This window comes from Pseudomonas defluvii (assembly GCF_001695625.1).
In the GTDB taxonomy this organism is placed as follows: domain Bacteria; phylum Pseudomonadota; class Gammaproteobacteria; order Pseudomonadales; family Pseudomonadaceae; genus Aquipseudomonas; species Aquipseudomonas defluvii.
Map to the genome: position 1 here is coordinate 1 of NZ_MBPN01000111.1, position 15,662 is coordinate 15,662.

The 15,662-nt window shown below is 58.3% G+C and carries 14 protein-coding genes and 3 pseudogenes; 6 read left to right on the forward strand and 11 right to left on the reverse strand.

Translation table 11 applies throughout. The annotated features are described in order from the left end of the window. The first annotated feature begins 43 nt into the window (after window positions 1–43). Complete coding sequence (locus EKA13_RS22215) at window positions 44–1,057, forward strand: saccharopine dehydrogenase family protein (RefSeq protein ID WP_065761395.1); 1,014 nt, start codon at window positions 44–46, stop codon at window positions 1,055–1,057. Between the two features lie 73 nt (window positions 1,058–1,130). Then, on the forward strand, window positions 1,131–2,363 hold the full coding sequence (locus EKA13_RS22220; RefSeq protein ID WP_065761396.1) for an NADH:flavin oxidoreductase/NADH oxidase family protein: 1,233 nt from the start codon (window positions 1,131–1,133) through the stop codon (window positions 2,361–2,363). 170 nt (window positions 2,364–2,533) lie between these two features. Here the strand turns inward: EKA13_RS22220 and EKA13_RS22225 are convergent, their stop codons facing one another. Continuing rightward, window positions 2,534–3,538: a sensor domain-containing diguanylate cyclase gene (locus EKA13_RS22225; RefSeq protein WP_083199886.1), complete on the reverse strand. Its 1,005-nt coding sequence runs from the start codon at window positions 3,536–3,538 to the stop codon at window positions 2,534–2,536. A 146-nt stretch (window positions 3,539–3,684) separates the two neighbouring features. On the opposite strand from EKA13_RS22225, the gene EKA13_RS22230 reads away from it, so the two are divergent. Then, window positions 3,685–4,680: an SDR family NAD(P)-dependent oxidoreductase gene (locus EKA13_RS22230; RefSeq protein WP_218060853.1), complete on the forward strand. Its 996-nt coding sequence runs from the start codon at window positions 3,685–3,687 to the stop codon at window positions 4,678–4,680. Between the two features lie 184 nt (window positions 4,681–4,864). Beyond that, window positions 4,865–5,563, forward strand: a complete 699-nt coding sequence (locus EKA13_RS22235) for a potassium channel family protein (RefSeq protein WP_065761398.1) — start codon at window positions 4,865–4,867, stop codon at window positions 5,561–5,563. A gap of 84 nt (window positions 5,564–5,647) precedes the next feature. On the opposite strand, the gene EKA13_RS22240 is transcribed toward EKA13_RS22235, so the two are convergent. Further along, complete coding sequence (locus EKA13_RS22240) at window positions 5,648–6,574, reverse strand: transporter (RefSeq protein WP_245704385.1); 927 nt, start codon at window positions 6,572–6,574, stop codon at window positions 5,648–5,650. Window positions 6,575–6,683: 109 nt separating this feature from the next. Between EKA13_RS22240 and EKA13_RS22245 the strand changes: the two genes are divergently transcribed. Then, a complete protein-coding gene (locus tag EKA13_RS22245; protein ID WP_065761400.1) occupies window positions 6,684–7,115 on the forward strand; it encodes a hypothetical protein in 432 nt (143 codons plus the stop codon). Between the two features lie 53 nt (window positions 7,116–7,168). On the opposite strand, the gene EKA13_RS28980 is transcribed toward EKA13_RS22245, so the two are convergent. The 4 genes and pseudogenes from EKA13_RS28980 to EKA13_RS22265 all read right to left on the reverse strand — a co-directional run bounded on the left by EKA13_RS28980 (window position 7,169) and on the right by EKA13_RS22265 (window position 9,049). Further along, a complete protein-coding gene (locus EKA13_RS28980) occupies window positions 7,169–7,444 on the reverse strand; it encodes a nucleotidyltransferase family protein (protein WP_065761401.1) in 276 nt (91 codons plus the stop codon). Between the two features lie 81 nt (window positions 7,445–7,525). Continuing rightward, window positions 7,526–8,002 (reverse strand): annotated as a pseudogene (locus EKA13_RS22255) (MFS transporter); the annotation flags it as partial. A gap of 212 nt (window positions 8,003–8,214) precedes the next feature. Further along, window positions 8,215–8,397: pseudogene (locus EKA13_RS22260) on the reverse strand (helix-turn-helix domain-containing protein); the annotation flags it as partial. Window positions 8,398–8,491: 94 nt separating this feature from the next. Beyond that, the gene (locus tag EKA13_RS22265; RefSeq protein WP_065761403.1) at window positions 8,492–9,049 is read right to left on the reverse strand and encodes a TetR/AcrR family transcriptional regulator; all 558 of its coding nucleotides are present in this window, start codon (window positions 9,047–9,049) and stop codon (window positions 8,492–8,494) included. Window positions 9,050–9,158: 109 nt separating this feature from the next. Here EKA13_RS22265 and EKA13_RS22270 point away from each other — a divergent pair, with 109 nt between their 5' ends. After that, on the forward strand, window positions 9,159–9,659 hold the full coding sequence (locus tag EKA13_RS22270) for an HPP family protein (RefSeq protein WP_065761404.1): 501 nt from the start codon (window positions 9,159–9,161) through the stop codon (window positions 9,657–9,659). 11 nt (window positions 9,660–9,670) lie between these two features. Here EKA13_RS22270 and EKA13_RS22275 read toward each other — a convergent pair whose 3' ends face one another. The 5 genes and pseudogenes from EKA13_RS22275 to EKA13_RS29065 form a co-directional block, all read right to left on the reverse strand. Next, a complete protein-coding gene (locus EKA13_RS22275) occupies window positions 9,671–10,309 on the reverse strand; it encodes an START domain-containing protein (protein WP_425415180.1) in 639 nt (212 codons plus the stop codon). 76 nt (window positions 10,310–10,385) lie between these two features. Then, a complete protein-coding gene (locus EKA13_RS22280; protein WP_065761406.1) occupies window positions 10,386–11,291 on the reverse strand; it encodes an amino acid ABC transporter substrate-binding protein in 906 nt (301 codons plus the stop codon). Between the two features lie 47 nt (window positions 11,292–11,338). Next, complete coding sequence (gene potE / locus EKA13_RS22285; protein WP_065761407.1) at window positions 11,339–12,679, reverse strand: putrescine-ornithine antiporter; 1,341 nt, start codon at window positions 12,677–12,679, stop codon at window positions 11,339–11,341. Window positions 12,680–12,759: 80 nt separating this feature from the next. Further along, a complete protein-coding gene (locus EKA13_RS22290) occupies window positions 12,760–15,060 on the reverse strand; it encodes an Orn/Lys/Arg family decarboxylase (RefSeq protein ID WP_065761408.1) in 2,301 nt (766 codons plus the stop codon). A gap of 37 nt (window positions 15,061–15,097) precedes the next feature. Then, window positions 15,098–15,249 (reverse strand): annotated as a pseudogene (locus EKA13_RS29065) (Orn/Lys/Arg family decarboxylase); the annotation flags it as partial. Between the last annotated feature and the right edge of the window lie 413 nt (window positions 15,250–15,662).

Genomic DNA, 15,662 nt, shown 5'->3' on the forward strand with positions numbered 1-15,662 from the left:
GCCGACCAGCTGCAGTGGCAGTAAGCGACGCAGCTTAAACTCGCTGAAAAACTGTCTTGACCGATGGGTCCACTTTAGGCTTAGACCTGTGCTGGCAGGACGCAGCCGCGACAAAGTCGAAGCCTTGGCCCGAGAATTGGGGCTTGAAGCTCGGGTGTTTGGCCTTGAGGATGAAGTACGGCTACTTGCTCAAGTCAAAGGTCATGGCCTGGTTCTGCATTGCGCAGGGCCATTTTCAGCGACAGCCGCGCCAATGATGGAAGCCTGCTTGCGCGCCAATGCGCATTATTTGGACATTACCGGCGAGATTGCCGTTTTCGAGTATGCTCAATCCCTGAATGAACGTGCGCATGCGGCGGGTGTAGTCATTTGCCCAGGCGTCGGTTTCGATGTGGTGCCTACGGACTGTGTAGCCGCCGTACTGAAAAAAGCGATGCCGGACGCGACGCATCTGGCATTGGGATTTGATTCGCGCTCAAGCTTTTCGCCCGGTACTGCCAAGACTTCGATTGAAGGCATGGCACAAGGCGGTAGGGTTCGTCGTGACGGCAAAATCATCTCGGTGCCACTGGCCTACCGAGTGCGGCGTATCGACTTCGGTGCCGGAGAGAAACTCGCAATGACCATTCCCTGGGGCGATGTTTCTACTGCTTGGCACACCACCGGCATCGCCAACATCGAAGTGTTTATCCCGGGCTCCGCAGGCATGATCCGCGGCGCCCGGTTCGTTAACTGGATTCGTCCTTTGCTGGGGTTGTCGTTCGTGCAGCGACTGCTCAAGGCGCGAATAGGCAAAACGGTCGTCGGCCCGGATCAGGAAAAACGTGCAGATCAAGGCACCTACGTTTGGGGCGAGGCTCGTAACGCCCGTGGTGATTGCAAAACCGCCCGCGTGCATACCGCGAACGTCTACAGCCTGACTATCGACGCTGCATTGGCGGTGGTTAATTACCTGGTGCAAGTGCGTCCGACTGGCGGGGCTTACACGCCAGCACTGTTGTTGGGTGCTGAACTGGTGACGCACTTGCCAGGATCCGGCGAGATGAACGTCGACTGACCGGAAAAAAGATGTTGACCTTAAAGTTGGCTTCAATCTTAAGGTGGCCTCATATCCAGTTGAGGACTGCTCCATGAACGTGTTCGACATCCTGATGCTTCCCAATGGTTCGTCCATCAAGAACCGAATCGCCAAAGCTGCCATGGAAGAGAACATGGCGGACGCCGATCAGGCTCCTTCCGAAGAACTGATGCGTCTCTATCAAGCGTGGGCCGACGGTGGCGCTGGCTTGATCATCACCGGTAATGTCATGGTCGATGGCCGCGCCATGACTGGGCCGGGTGGCGTAGTGTTGCAGGATGATCAGCAACTGGAAAAATTCAAGCGCTGGGCGCGGATTGGTCGATCCGGCGGTGCGCAGTTCTGGTTGCAGATCAATCACCCAGGTCGGCAAATGCAGGCCAACCTTGGGCAAAAAACCTGGGCACCGTCGGCTGTTCCGCTGGATCTGGGCAAACTTTCCAAGCGTTTCGTCACTCCTCAAACGATGACCTCAAGCGTGATAGAAGAGGTCATTCAACGCTTTGCGAATACCGCACTCTTGGGCGAACAAGCCGGGTTTACAGGTGTAGAAATTCACGCCGCCCATGGTTATTTATTGAGCCAGTTCCTTTCGCCGCTGACCAATCAAAGGACGGACGAGTGGGGTGGCTCCCTGGAAAACCGGGCGCGCCTGTTGCTCGAAATCGTCAAGGCAGTCAGGGCCGTGGTTTCGGCTGAATTTGCGGTAGCCGTTAAACTCAATTCTGCCGATTTCCAGCGCGGAGGCTTCACTGCCGAGGATGCGAAAAAGGTCGTTGAGTTGCTTAACGGGCTTGGTGTGGACTTGGTGGAATTATCCGGCGGTAGTTACGAAGCTCCCGCCATGCAGGGGGAGGCGCGCGATGGCCGCACGCTGGCTCGCGAAGCCTATTTCGTCGAGTTCGCCCGTGATGTCCAAACGGTTGCCAGAATGCCGGTGATGGTCACCGGCGGTATACGTCGCCGCGCGGTGGCGGAAAACGTCGTGCAGAGCGGCGTTAACATGGTTGGGATCGGAACAGCGTTAGCCATCGATCCAAACTTGCCTCGGGACTGGCTGCAGGGCAAAAACAACGCCCCGCAATTGCCGCCGATTACCTGGAAAAATAAAGCCATCGCATCCTTAGCAAACATGGCAGTAGTAAAGTTTCAACTACGCAAGCTGAGTCGGGCGAAAAATCCCAATCCGAACGTTTCACCGCTGCGTGCGCTTATTCTGCAACAGATCGGTATGGCATTTCGCACTCGTCAATATCGGCGGTGGGTAGAAAAGCGTTTGATGTGAGCCGATACGTTTTTGATTTGAAGAGCTAGGTCTTGTCGTATCAGTCATTTAGTAAAACAGGAGCGTCCGCTATTGGCCGTTACCTGCCTTCCGCAAAGGGCAGGTTTGGGTCAAGGCCTGCTGGTCATGGATGAGCGCTACCCGACCCTTAGCAGAAGCTCACAGGTTCTCTATGAATGACCGGTAGTTGTTTGCTCTTCTGCACTTTCAACTGCAGACCCGCGCGCTTCACCCTCCAACTGCACATATTCAATGCGGTTCCGTCCATTGTTTTTAGCCGCATATAGCTGCTGGTCTACGGCGTTGATGAAGTCTGTAGGCTTTTCCCACTCACCTGGCACCACCGAGCCCGTGCCTATGCTGACCGTGACGCGGTGGCCATGCGGCGATAGCGCATGCACGATGGACTGCTTCTGAATCAACCGCTGGCAGCGCTCAGCAACTCTACGCGCCACCTCGGCATCGGCTTCGGGCAGCAGCACGACAAACTCTTCGCCTCCGTAGCGAGCCACAAGATCGCGAGGGCCATCCAACGCCAAACTCAGCGTCTGGGCAATCGCTATCAAACATTTGTCGCCTTGAATATGGCCGTACAAATCGTTGTACTGCTTGAAAAAATCGACGTCAAACAACAGCAGAGACAGTGGCTGGCGCTCGCGGCGCGCGCGTTCCCACTCCAACTCGAAACAGCTATCGAAGCGGCGGCGGTTGGCGATACTCGTCAAACCGTCCTTGAACGAAAGCACCTCTAGCTCTTTCTGCAAGCTCAGCAGTTGGTCCTCGGTCTTCTTGCGTTCGCTGATGTCAAACATGAAGCCGATCAGTGCTTCGACCTCGCCCCTGTCATTGCGCACCACGTGCACAACGTCGCGAATCCACACATAGCCGTTGTCCTTGGTCAGCGCTCGGTAGTCCGCCTCATGGTCCACGCCAGCCTGGGATTGTGTTACGCAGAAATTCACCACATATTCGCGATCTTCTGGATGCATGCGCATAGCCCAGTCTTCCACGCTCACCCAACTTTCAGGGCTCCAGCCCAGCAATGCTTCGATCTGAGGGCCGATATAGGCGAATTTCATCGAGGCCCAATCAATCTTCCAAGGAATCGCCTTGGTCGACTCCAGCAAGGTTCTGTATACCTCACTGTCATTAACGAACTCGCTTGCATCGGACATACGCAATAGCCCTCAGAACCGTATCAGTAAGTCACTTTAGCCTGAAGCAGTCAGTCGTGGAAATTTACTCAGCGACTGTTGCTGACCGTGAGCTGACCTCCGGGAAAGGCCGCTTCGGGTCGAACCCCACCTAACGTATGCCGTTCATGCTTCATCCCGACGTGCACAAGGTGTCTGAAAACCGTCCAACGGAAATCGAGCATTTCCCTGCGGGTATGCGCGGTAAGTCCGCATTTCCCAGCGTTCACCCCATCGTTCGAACAGACGATGTGGCGAGCATTGCAACAGCTCAGAGTGCCTTCGTGTATTCGTCCCCCTGGCCATTGCAGGGAAATGCCATCAACGGAGCAAACATGGGAATACTTGAGGGCCGAGTCGCTATCGTCACCGGTGGCGCCGCAGGAATTGGCCGCGGAATAACAGAGGCTTATGCCCGCGCGGGTGCTTCAGTGCTGATGGCTGATATCGACGTTGCGGCGGGCGATGAGGTTATCGACTACCTGGCAGCCGAGCTTCAGGGGCGGGTGAGCTTCATGCAGGTGGATGTGACCGACAAAGCGCAGGTGCACGCGATGGTGGCCCAGGCTGTCAGCCAATTTGGCCGTCTGGATATCCTGGTCAATAATGCCTGGCGTGGTTCGGGGTTTGCTCGTTTAGAGGAGCAGACTGACGAAAATATGCGTGGTGCCTTTGACATGGCATTGATGGCGGCGTTTTGGGCCATGCAGGCCTCGCTACCGGAGTTCCGGCGTTTGGGAGCGGGGCGTGTCATCAATCTGTGCTCGCTCAACGGCGTCAATGCACACATGTATAGCGCTGATTACAATGCGGGCAAGGAGGCGCTGCGTACGCTGACCCGTACAGCCGCACGAGAGTGGGCTGAGTATCAAGTGTGTTGCAACGTCATCTGTCCTGGGGCCGCCAGCGATGCCTATCAACGCTTTGCGCGCAGCAATCCTGAAAATGCGGCAGCAATGGCCAACGCCAATCCCATGGGGCGAATAGGTGATCCGCTGACCGATATTGCCCCTGTGGCACTTTTTCTCGCCAGCGACGACAGTCGCTATCTCACCGGCAATACCCTGTTTGTCGATGGTGGCGCACATATCAATGGCGTCCATTGGGCGCCGAAACTGCCTTGATACGAGACGAACACGGAGTGATCTGCTGGATGGCCCCTGGCTATTTGCCCCTACGACCGATCAGCGATGCGCTCTCACCGGCATTCGCGACTAGAATCTCACTGCCGACCCTTGTCTAGCCAGGTCCGGTTTCAGCCGTGCAACGTCAGGTCGCTAGCGTTATTTCCGTCTATGGGATACCGGTATGGCAAATCTGCAAGACAAAACCGAATCCGAAGAGGATCTGGCCCAGATGGTAATAGGGCGGGGCCCCTGCACCTACCTGTTGTTGCTGTTGCTTGGATTGATCCTCCTGTTTCCTTTTCTCGAGGAGGGGATACTGGCCCGCACGTTGCTCGGCATTCTGTTTTCAATCGTGCTGCTGGTGGGCGCCTCTGCCACTCGGCAGACTCGGTGGGGGTTGATCCTCAAGCTGGGCCTGGCGTTGCTTGGGGTTGGCCTTCAATGGACGGCGTTGTGGGCTGAGAGTGTCACGACTCTTGTCTTTGCCGCCGTATGTTATGCGGCGTCGCTTGCCGTCTCGTTTAGCGGCGTGCTCCGCTACATTCTCAAGCGCGGGCCCATTACAGCCGACAAGCTGCATGGGGCGCTTGCAGGTTACATCATGCTGGCCTTCGTCTGGTCCTTCGTCTATGGCCTGGTCGAGGTATCCAGCGCGGGTTCCTTCGGCCCCGACCAACTCGACTTCATGCAGCCCGGCTCGTTCTTCAAGCTGATCTATTTCAGCCTCACGACGCTCACGACCACCGGCTATGGTGATGTCATCCCGTTGACCGACCACGCCCGCTCACTGGTGATGGTCGAAGAATTTTCAGGCGTCTTTTACGTCGGTGTTGTCATCGCGCGGCTTGCCGGCCTTTATCCGTCGAATCAGATCAGGTGACGCTCGATTTTGACTGAGTTGTCCCTGATTGAAGAGACACATGCCAGGCGACCCTGTGAAGGCAAAGCGTGCATGTCCTGAGGGTCAGAGCCCTCCGCCGAAGCGGTACTGCCAGACGATGCCAATGGCATCGTATTCGCTGCCCGTACGGGTATGCCCGCCATTACTCGCGTTCAGCTTTAGCGAATGTTTGCGGTTCAATGGCAGCGTGAGGGTGCATCCGTAGCGTGTATTTTCCTGAAAGTCATGGTTGCCGACCCCATCGACTGAGCTACTCCCGCCCGCGAAATAGGTTGTATCCAGCGACGCCCAAACACCATTGCTAAAGGCATAGATAAGATGCCCTTGTACTTGGTAGATCGGGTTCTGTGACAGCGTGTGGTCGCCGAGGAACTCGTTATTGTCGGTGTAAAAGGTGCCCGCGCCGGATAACTCCAGGGTCACTGGTCCCAGGCGTTTGGAAATCCCAAGCTCGGGTTTGAACGACCAGCGGTTGTTGCCCAGGTTCACCAGTTTGTTCGCGTCGTATTGCCCCAGAGGCACTGTGATCGCCAGGCTGGCGCCGATAATGACATCTTGTTGATAGCGGGGGAATTCAGCCAGGGACATCGCCGGGGCGCCATACAGGTTGACCGAGAAGCGGAATCTTGGATCGATCAAACCCGTGACATTGCGCTCCCTGGGTTCACCGTTGAACAGGGCAGAGCCGCTCAGTTTTGCCTCAGGCACGACGATGTCGAACTTCCCCGAGCGGCCCCAGACGTCGAGGGACCTGGCAAAGGCAAACACGACTGTCTTGATGTTGAGCTTGGCATCCTGGAGCGGAACTGAGGGGTTGGCCGTCACGCTGCCATGGAGATCGCTGTAGCCCATCAGCAGGAAATTGATACCGACCGGCGTATTGGCGTAAGACCTGGGTTCGAGATCCTCTGCGACTGCGCCGGGGGCTACTATGACGAGCGAGGCGGATGCGAATCGAACCAGCCCGACGACGCAGCGTTTGTGTTTCATCCACATTTGCTTCCTGTCAGGCCCTGAAGTGCTATGTATTGTTGTAGCGCATCTGGATTTGTTTGGCACTGACCGCTGCTAACCGTTTTTCAAGGAAGGGATATAACGCATGATGGATGAATACAACCTGGCACTTATCGTCGGTGCAGTACTGAGTGTGCTGGCGGCTGTCTCGCATGTGGGGGTGATTGTTGCGGGGCCAGCGGGATACCGGCTTTTCGGCGCGGGCGACCGCTTTGTTCGGGCCGCCGAGGCGGGGAGGGTTTTTCCGGCAGTCGTAACGCTCGGAATCGCGGTGGTGCTGGTGATTTGGGCGTTCTATGCCTTGTCTGGTGCACAGGTGATTGAGCCATTACCGCTGCTACGCCCAGTACTCAGCGCTGTAACACTCATCTACTTGCTGCGCGGTGTAGTGGGGCCTTTCTTCCTGATCAATACCGGCAGGAGTACTCGATTCATTGTTATCAGTTCGGCTGTCTGTACCGGCTTCGGTCTTGCCCACGGCATAGGGCTGCTCCAAATGTGGGGACGGCTTGCATAGCCATTCGGCAGTTTGGGCCTTGTCGGGTGAGCGCGCACCGAGCGTGCCAACAGCTACTTAACGTGCTGATCGCCGAGGATGTCGGTAGGGGAGTCGATATCCAGCAGGACACCTGAATCGTCAACCTCTACCGGAATACAGGCATCTGTATTGTCGAGGATGACGTGTCTGCCGCCCTGATCGCCTTGCAGATGAGCAAGCGCTTGCCAAAAGCGCCGACCAAACACCACGGGATGCCCCCGCTGTCCTTGATGGAAGGGCAGGACGATATGGTCGGTGCTGGACAAAGTGCGCAGTTGCTTCAGCGTCTGCGCGTCGACCCATGGCATGTCACCGAGCAGAACCGCTACGGCCTTTGCTCCTGAATGTCTTGAGAAAGGTGCCGATCAGCGCGGTACCGATGAACCCGGCACTACGGTAGCCAGTGCGTTGCCGCCAGTGAGGATCGCCAGGGCCTTGGGCACCTGCGACGCTGGTACCAGGCGCATGGCTGTGGCGGCGGACATGGACCAGAAACCACCAATGGCCACACCGATCAGCGCTCTGCCGAAAATAAAGGTCAGGTAATTGGGGGCGAAGGCAATGACGGTACCGGACAGGATCATCAACAGCGCCATTGAGGCCAGCACTCGCTTGCGGTCAAGGTGTCCGGCCAACGAGGCGATGCACAAGCTGGTCAGCAAGGCGAACGCACCGGAAACGGCGATGGCCTGGCCGGCCTGGCCCTCGCTGACCAGCAGCTCAGTGGCGATCGGGGTCAGCAGGCTGACCGGCATGAACTCGGAGGCGACCAAGGCGAAGGCGGCGAGCGCCATCGCCATTACAGCGCCCCAGGCCGCGGTGCCCTCGGGTTGGGCGTTGGCGAGCGAGGTGGGTAGGGTTTTCATGGTGCTCCTGCAAGGGCAAGGCTTTGAAGGCACTTGTGCGTGAGGCCAGCCCCCATCCAGCGATGAGGGCTCTCCTTCGTATGCGACAAGTCCCCAAGGGGACGAAGTGGCCTACTCTAGGTGCTGCTCGACTAGCAGGTAACCCGCATAAAGCGCATGTACCTATGCAAGAAATTGATTAATCAAACCGGCAGGGTGGGGCGCTTCACTCCAGACGCAGTGCCGCGATCAATAGTGACCACACCCAGGCGCGCCTCCAGCGTACGCACGGCGTGGCTGACGGCGGTCTGGGACAGGCCCAGGCGTGCGGCTGCCTTGGTGAAGCTCCGTTCCCGCGCCACCGCAAAAAATACGGTCAGGCCGGCAAAAGCGTCGCGTAGGGTCTTGTGTTCCATGGGCTGGCAAACCTCGAATAACCGCATCTGTAGCAGGCTTGGCAACGTACTCGCTCATGGAACACCTGAAAAGCCCTCTAGCTTATGGCGCGCTTCATAGAGGATTGGCAGGCATTTGCATCCCCGCAACCATCTCTCGTGCAGCCTCGATGAATACCGTCGAAGCCCCATTGACCTGGCACGTGACGATCAGCCCCTCACCGATCACGAAAAGCTGCATCGCAGCCACAGACGGTTGCTTGAGCTGTGCCTCGGTACAGATCGTTTCCAGGTAGGCGAGCACCTGTTGCTTATGTTGCTTTGCCAGTTGGTGAGGTGTTTCGCGCTGGTCACTGTATTCAGCAGCGGCGTTGATAAAGGCACAGCCAAAAAAGTCTGGCCCTTGCGCCCAAGCGGCAATGAAGTCGATGTAGGCCAGTGGTCGCAGCGGGCCAGGCGCTGCCTCTAGCGCTGCCTTCATCTGCGCCATGAATTCGGTATGGCGAAGCTGTAGCGCGGCGTCGATCAGGTGTTCTTTGCTCGGGAAATGCCGATACAGCGTTTTCTTGGTGACCCCGGCCACCTGGCTCAGTTGCTCTACGCCGGAGGCGTGGTAGCCCTGGCGGTAAAACAAGCGCAAGGCCGACGCGGTGATGGTCTGGGATGTGCTCATGTGTTCTGGCCTCCTGGGGTACTGGGCACAGTGTACACCGATCGGTTGACATGCATGTATACCGATCGGTATCTTTTGCACGATCTCAAGCCTTTCTGGAGTTGCTACGATGCCCATCGGCCCCATCCTCAAATCGAGTGCGCCCCCCGCGCCTTCGCTGCATTTCAGCCTGTTGTCATTCATTGGTGCGGTTATCGCGATTGGCGCCACAGGCTGGCTTAGCCATGTGTCTGGAGCTCCCTGGTTGATGGCGTCCTTTGGTGCAAGCTGTGTACTCGCCTTCGGGTTGCCGGAGTCACCCTTGGCCCAGCCGCGCAGCATCATCGGCGGGCACCTGGTATCGACACTTGTCGGGTTGCTGATACTGCACACGCTGGGGAGTTCGTGGTGGGCCGGTGCGCTGGCCGTGGGCCTGGCGCTGGTAGCGATGCAACACACGCGCACATTGCATGCTCCGGCAGGCGGGAACCCATTGGTGGTGTTGGCGGCCGGTGCGCCTTTCAGTTTTCTGCTCACGCCGGTATTGGCCGGCTCAATCGTGATCGTTGCCGTTGCCTGGTGCTTGAATAACGCCCGTTGCCGTTCCAGTTATCCGAAGTACTGGCTATAGGCTGACGGTGCTCAGTTGCGAGGTTCGCTGCTGTCGGTCGAGGCCGGGTGGAGGCCTTGCCTTTCGGCGACAGCTCGCAGTGTTCTCAGGGTAATCATCGGGGCGTCGATGAGGTACTGATTGGCCAGCCATGAAGGAATATCCCCTGCAGGGTCGGCCTGCAGTTGGTAGGTCACCTCCGTTTCACTGTCGCTTTTGGGCACCATTTGCCATAGGCCACTCAGCTTGCGCACCCGGGTCTGGCCCGGTACCCCAGGCACCATGCCAGGCACGGCGCTGAGGTGGCGTATGACTGCGCCGTCGTCGGTACGCTCAGTGTGTACCTTGAGTACGATGTCGCGGGTATTGGCCGGCCATGGCAGGGCGGTGGTGAGGTAGACCCAGGTGTCATCGCCTTCGACTTTCAACAGGCGCATGTCTGCGCAGGCGTATAGCCATTTGCAGGCGACCCGCAGGTTTTCCTGCAGGTCGCTGAGGGTGGCCACGCTGGCCTTGATCAGCGCTACGCCACGAAAGCGCTGGTAGGGAGAGCCCGGCACGTTGCTCAGGTAGACCTGGATGCCGTCCTCGTTCGCGGCCAGTTGCCAGTCCTCGGCGCTGACCAGCGTTGGGCGGCACAGGCCCAACGTGAGCAACAGGCCCGCGGCCATCGCTGGGAGTAGGTTCATGGTCAGACTCCCTGGGTACTGGCACGTTGAGCTGCTCCGCTACTGTGAGTCTCCGGTTCTAGGGTTGGGCATACACCTTGAAGAGTTTTTTGGCCGTCTCGCCTGCGCCTCCCAGGTACTTGTCGTAGGCCTGTTCGATTTCGCCGGAACGGTACATCTCGCTGAGTGTGGTATCGACCAGCAAGCGGAAGTTTTCATCGCCGCGCTCCACCATCAATGAGACGGGGGCGAATTCAAAGATACGGTCCAGTATCTTCAGCTTTGTGCTCGGGTAATCGGCGGCGACATGGGTTTTGAGCGACATCCGTTCAGAGAAGAATGCATCGGCCTTGCCATCGGCGACCAGTTTTATCCCTTCTTCGTTGTCCTTGACCGTGATCAGCGTGGCAACTACGCCGAGCAAGCGCATTCTCTCGCGGATCCATGCCTCGGAGACACCGCCACCGGTGGTGACGAAGGTCTGGTTGGCGAGACCACGGTTGACGGTCGCGCGCCAGGTCGGCCCGCTGTGGGCCACCTTGCCATTGAGCACATTGAGTAACGCCTCATTGGCGTTGTCACGCACGACGACGGAAAGCCCGGCCGTGTAGACCGGTATTGAGTAGCTCACGGTTTTGCGCCGTTCCAGTGTCGCCGGTGTTGGCGTACAGAGGATGTCGATCTTGCCCGAGCCGACGGCGCTGGTGGCCTCGGAGATGTTGATGGGCTGGTAGTGCACTTGCAGCGAGGTCAGCCCCAGTTCGGCCTTGACCTTGTCGGCGATTTTCAGGCATAGGTCGATGGCGTAACCGCCGACCTTGTCGCCCTCCATGCTGCTGAACGGTGCGTAGTCTGGCAGGTAGCCCAGGTTAAAGGTGTTGTTGGCGCGAACGCGCTCCAGGGTGTTTGCGCTGGCCACGACCGGCATCAGCGCAAGCAGGCAGGTCATCAGCAGGCTTGCGGGTTTGGTCAACTGTACGTTCATATCCTGTTCCCCGTGTTCAGATGTCTTTGCAGTCCTGACAGCAACGCCTAAGGATTGCCGGCCCTGGCCTGGGCGGTTTGAGGCTCATTGACAAAACGTTTGGCGAGGAAGCCGTAGAGCAGGTAACCGACGGCCAGCACCAGAGTGCCACCGAACACGGCGTCTCTCCCGCAGGCATAGAGGGCATACAACGAATAGGCCACTGCAACCAGCAGCACAGCGGTATTGCGTGTGTTGACTGCTGATGAAGCCTTGGCCTTGTACATCATGACCAGCAGCCCGGTGAGCGCTGTCACGTAGGGAATCAGGTTGGTCACTGCCGCCAGGTTGACCAGTTTGCTGAACTGGGCACTGGCATTGGGCGAAATGGTCGACAGGGCCATGAGGGTCTGCAGTACGCCGCAGACGATCATGCCGATGATCGGTGCATTCCGTGCACTGACCTTGCTGAACAGTTTCGGGAACATGCTCTGGTCGGCGGTCATCTTGGCCGTTTGCGCCAGGGTGAACTGCCACCCCAATAGCGAGCCCACGCACGCCATCACTGCCAGCGCCATGATGATGTTGCCGACCGCTGGGTTGAAAATGTGCGCATAGACGAGTGCGAAAGGCGCTGACGCGTTGGCCAGTTCAGCGTTGGGGATGATGCCCTGGATGACGGTAGTCGACAGCACATACACCACCGCAGCCCCCAGTGTGCCGAACAGGCAGGCCAGCGGTACTGTGCGTTTGGGGTCTTCTACCGCATCGGAGGCCTGCGCGGCCGACTCCATGCCCAGAAATGCCCACAGGGTCAAGGGAATGGCTTTGCTCACTGCCTCGGAGATCGGCAGGCTGTTAGGGTTCCAGGCCGCAGCCAGCACGTCAGGCTTGAACCAGAACCAGCCGATGATGCACAGGCCTGCCACCGGGATGATCACGCCCCAGACGGTGACTGCACCGATCTTGCCGGTGATGCTGGGCCCGCCAAAGTTGGCCAGGGTGGTCAACCAGAGCAGGCCCACGGTACCGATGAACAACGGAATGGCGCCGCTGCCCAGCCAGGGTACGAATGAGGTCATGTAACCCACTGCGGAAATGGCGACGGCGACGTTGGCGATGGCCAGCGACAGGAAGTACAGGTACGAACAGAGGAAGAACCCGGACTTTGCGTGCGCCTCTTCGGTATAGGCAGACAATCCGCCTGATCGTGCGCAGAAAATGCCACATTGGGAAAAGCAGTAGGCGATGGCCATGGACCCAACGGCGGTCACTAGCCATGACAACAGTGATACTGCGCCGAGTTGGGCCATGCTTGTGGGCAGCATGATGATGCCGGAGCCCATCATGTTGACCGTTACCAGAGTGGTCAGCCCCACGAGGCTCATTTTCTTGCTTGAATCAGCCATCTGAAAACTCCTTACGCTCTCAAAAGCACTGACCCTGATTCCGGCGGTTTACTGCAAGCCGCAGGGGAGGGGGCTAAACACTATTGTTTGACCACATACACCTTGTAGGTTGGCCGCCCCTGGCCATCACGCTCGATTTCGATGCCATGGTTGTCATGCTCGAAACCCGGAAAGTGACCATCGAACAGCTCCATTGCCAACAAGTAATCGACGACGGCCTTTTTGTCGGCACCGGCTTTCTCTCCCGGCATCATCAGCGGGATGCCCGGTGGATAGGGAACGATCTGCACCGCGACCGTTCGATCAAGCATGTCGCGTACGGCAATCTGCTCTATTTCGCCACGAACCAGCCTGGCGTAGGTGGCGCGGGGGGAGGCGACCGGGTCAGGTAGCAGGGTGTAGGCAGCATCCATGTTGTGCAGCATTTTCGAGGCAAGCATGTCCTGGTGCATCTGCTCGGCAAGGTCCTTCAGGCCCATGTCGCGATAGCGATCACCATGGCTGGCGACCAGGTCGGGCAGTACCTGTTCCAGCGGCGAATTGTTGTCGTAGTGCCTCTTGAATTCCATCAGGCCAGCGACCAACGTGCCCCATTTACCTTTGGTCACGCCGATGCTGAACAGCAGCAGTATCGAGTACGGTTCCGTCTTTTCCACCACGGTTCCACGACTGGCGAGGAAGGTCGAGACCAAGGGGGCCGGGATACCGCTGGGCTCCATTGTGCCTTCGAGTGTCTGGCCGGGTGTAAGCACCGTGACCTTGATCGGGTCAAGCATGCAGTAGTCGTCACCCAGGTCGCCGAACCCGTGCCAACTGGCCGTTGGTTTGAGCACCCAGGCATCGCCTCGGTGCAGCGCATGGGGGGCGATCTCGGCAAAGGGCACGCCGTTGACCTCATCCGGTTGCCAGACGCCAAACCACCAGTCGCTGGGGTCGCGCTCACGCAGTTCGTTGCTCAGGCGCACCATGGCCTGGCGGAAGGCAATGGCCTCGCTGATCGATTCGTCGGTGAGGTACTCGCCGGCATCGTCCATCATCTTCGACGAGACATCGATCGACGCGATAATGCTGTATTGCGGCGACGTCGAGGTGTGCATCATGAAGGCTTCGTTGAACAGTGCCGGCTTCACCGGCACCTTGCCTGAGCGGATGTGGATCATCGACGCCTGTGACAGCGCGGCCAGCAGTTTGTGGGTCGAGTGGGTGACGGTGACTGTCGCATCATCGGCATGGCGCTCGCCACGGTGCATGCCATAGCGCCCTTCATAGAGTGTGTTGAAACGCGCGTAGGCGAACCAGGCTTCATCGTAGTGGATGCGGTCGACACTCTGGCTCAGCTCTCGGGTGGTGACCTGCACGTTGTAGCACAGGCCGTCGTAGGTCGAGTTGGTCAGCACGGCCAATACCGGGCGTGCCTGCTTGTGGGTTGCCAAGGGGCTGTCGGCGAGTTTCTGGGCCACGGCTGCCGGTGTCAGTTCGCTGCGCGGTACAGGGCCGATCAGGCCGCGTGCATTACGGCGTGGGCGCAAGTACAGCGGTACCGCACCGGACATGTTCAGCGCATAGTTCAGCGATTTATGGCAATTACGGTCGACCAGTACTGCATCGCCGTCGGTCACGGCAGAGTGCAAGACCATCTGGTTGCTCGCTGAACTGCCGCCCATCGAGAAGAAGGTGTAGTCGGCACCAAACACCCGCGCGGCGTATTTTTCTGCTTCGTCCACCGGGCCGGAATGGTCGTTGAGCGAGCCTAGCTCGCCAACCGAGACGCTGAGGTCTGAACGCAGCATTTGCTCGCCATAGAATTCGAGAAAGCTACGTCCGACGGCGGTCTTCATGAACGCCGTGCCGCCGGTATGGCCCGGGGTATGCCAGGAGTACTCATGGGTGCCGGCAAAATTGACCAGAGCACCGAAGAACGGCGGCAGAATGCTGTCGAGGTAGCGACGGGCAGCCGTTTCGATGCGTCCGGCGATGAATTGAGGGCTGTCTTCAGGTTGCCAGATAATCCCGTCGATGTGCTCGACGAATGTTAGAGGAATCTGGCCTTGGGTCGCTTGGCTCAGGCCCAGCATGATCGGCAACTGTGCGGTGCGTCGCCGGATCAGGCGAATAAGTTGCAGTGCCTGCTCAGGTGCAGCTTCGCATAGCCCCCAGCCGATAATTGCGCAGCTATAAGCCGAGTTGGCACTGATGGCGATCTCTGCCTCATCGAGCGACCCCACCAGCTCCACCCCGAGCTCATGTTCATGCAGCGCATCAGCAATGGCGTGGGCGCTGCGCACGATGATGCTGTCGTCGTGCCCCTTGGCATTGATCACGATCAGGACGGGGAAGCGTTGAACCATGTCGGTGGGTAAGCGCGTTTGCGATTGACTCATCGGGATGGCTCCTTGAGGGTGGATAGCGTGTCTAGCGTCAAGTCTTGAGCACGTAGCCGTAAGCGCGAGTGCGTCCACCGTCCTGTTTCAACAATACTCCGCACCCTACTTCCCCAGGCACTACACAGAGCACGCCAGGCGGATAGGTAAGGCGCCTTAGGCGGCGATGTGACCGTCGATGTCTGCCACGTGCCGTTGAGCACCTCGGCCGTACAGTTGTTGCGCAAGTAGCGCTGGGCCTTCATGGGGCCGCAGGTCGCCCAGATTCCGACTCAAAGCCGCCGTGTTATTGGTTATAGATCATATTGGTGGGTAGGTAATATTTTGTCGAAATGATGAATAGCGAGGCTGCACGCTGTCGATTTCATCCACAGAACTTCACGGTCACTTGCCAGCCACGTCGGGAGTCGATAGGGTCAACGTTATGAGTCAATCACGTGTTACCTCGACAACCACTACCACGACCGCCAGAGGCGGGGCGTGAGTGGTGTCGTGAGCCAGTAAGCGTACGAACCCTAGAGGCCCCGTCAGCGATGGACAGGGTCTTTTTTTTTGCCCTTGTGTCGCTGGCTCAATGTAAGGAAACGCAGCATGCATGCACT

Coding starts and splice junctions, on each gene's coding strand:
- EKA13_RS22220 (WP_065761396.1), top strand. CDS start 1,131: ATGAACGTGTTCGACATCCTGATGCTTCCCAATGGTTCGTCCATCAAG.
- EKA13_RS22225 (WP_083199886.1), bottom strand. CDS start 3,538: ATGTCCGATGCAAGCGAGTTCGTTAATGACAGTGAGGTATACAGAACC.
- EKA13_RS22230 (WP_218060853.1), top strand. CDS start 3,685: ATGCTTCATCCCGACGTGCACAAGGTGTCTGAAAACCGTCCAACGGAA.
- EKA13_RS22235 (WP_065761398.1), top strand. CDS start 4,865: ATGGCAAATCTGCAAGACAAAACCGAATCCGAAGAGGATCTGGCCCAG.
- EKA13_RS22240 (WP_245704385.1), bottom strand. CDS start 6,574: ATGAAACACAAACGCTGCGTCGTCGGGCTGGTTCGATTCGCATCCGCC.
- EKA13_RS22245 (WP_065761400.1), top strand. CDS start 6,684: ATGATGGATGAATACAACCTGGCACTTATCGTCGGTGCAGTACTGAGT.
- EKA13_RS28980 (WP_065761401.1), bottom strand. CDS start 7,444: ATGCCATGGGTCGACGCGCAGACGCTGAAGCAACTGCGCACTTTGTCC.
- EKA13_RS22265 (WP_065761403.1), bottom strand. CDS start 9,049: ATGAGCACATCCCAGACCATCACCGCGTCGGCCTTGCGCTTGTTTTAC.
- EKA13_RS22270 (WP_065761404.1), top strand. CDS start 9,159: ATGCCCATCGGCCCCATCCTCAAATCGAGTGCGCCCCCCGCGCCTTCG.
- EKA13_RS22275 (WP_425415180.1), bottom strand. CDS start 10,309: ATGGCCGCGGGCCTGTTGCTCACGTTGGGCCTGTGCCGCCCAACGCTG.
- EKA13_RS22280 (WP_065761406.1), bottom strand. CDS start 11,291: ATGAACGTACAGTTGACCAAACCCGCAAGCCTGCTGATGACCTGCCTG.
- potE (WP_065761407.1), bottom strand. CDS start 12,679: ATGGCTGATTCAAGCAAGAAAATGAGCCTCGTGGGGCTGACCACTCTG.
- EKA13_RS22290 (WP_065761408.1), bottom strand. CDS start 15,060: ATGAGTCAATCGCAAACGCGCTTACCCACCGACATGGTTCAACGCTTC.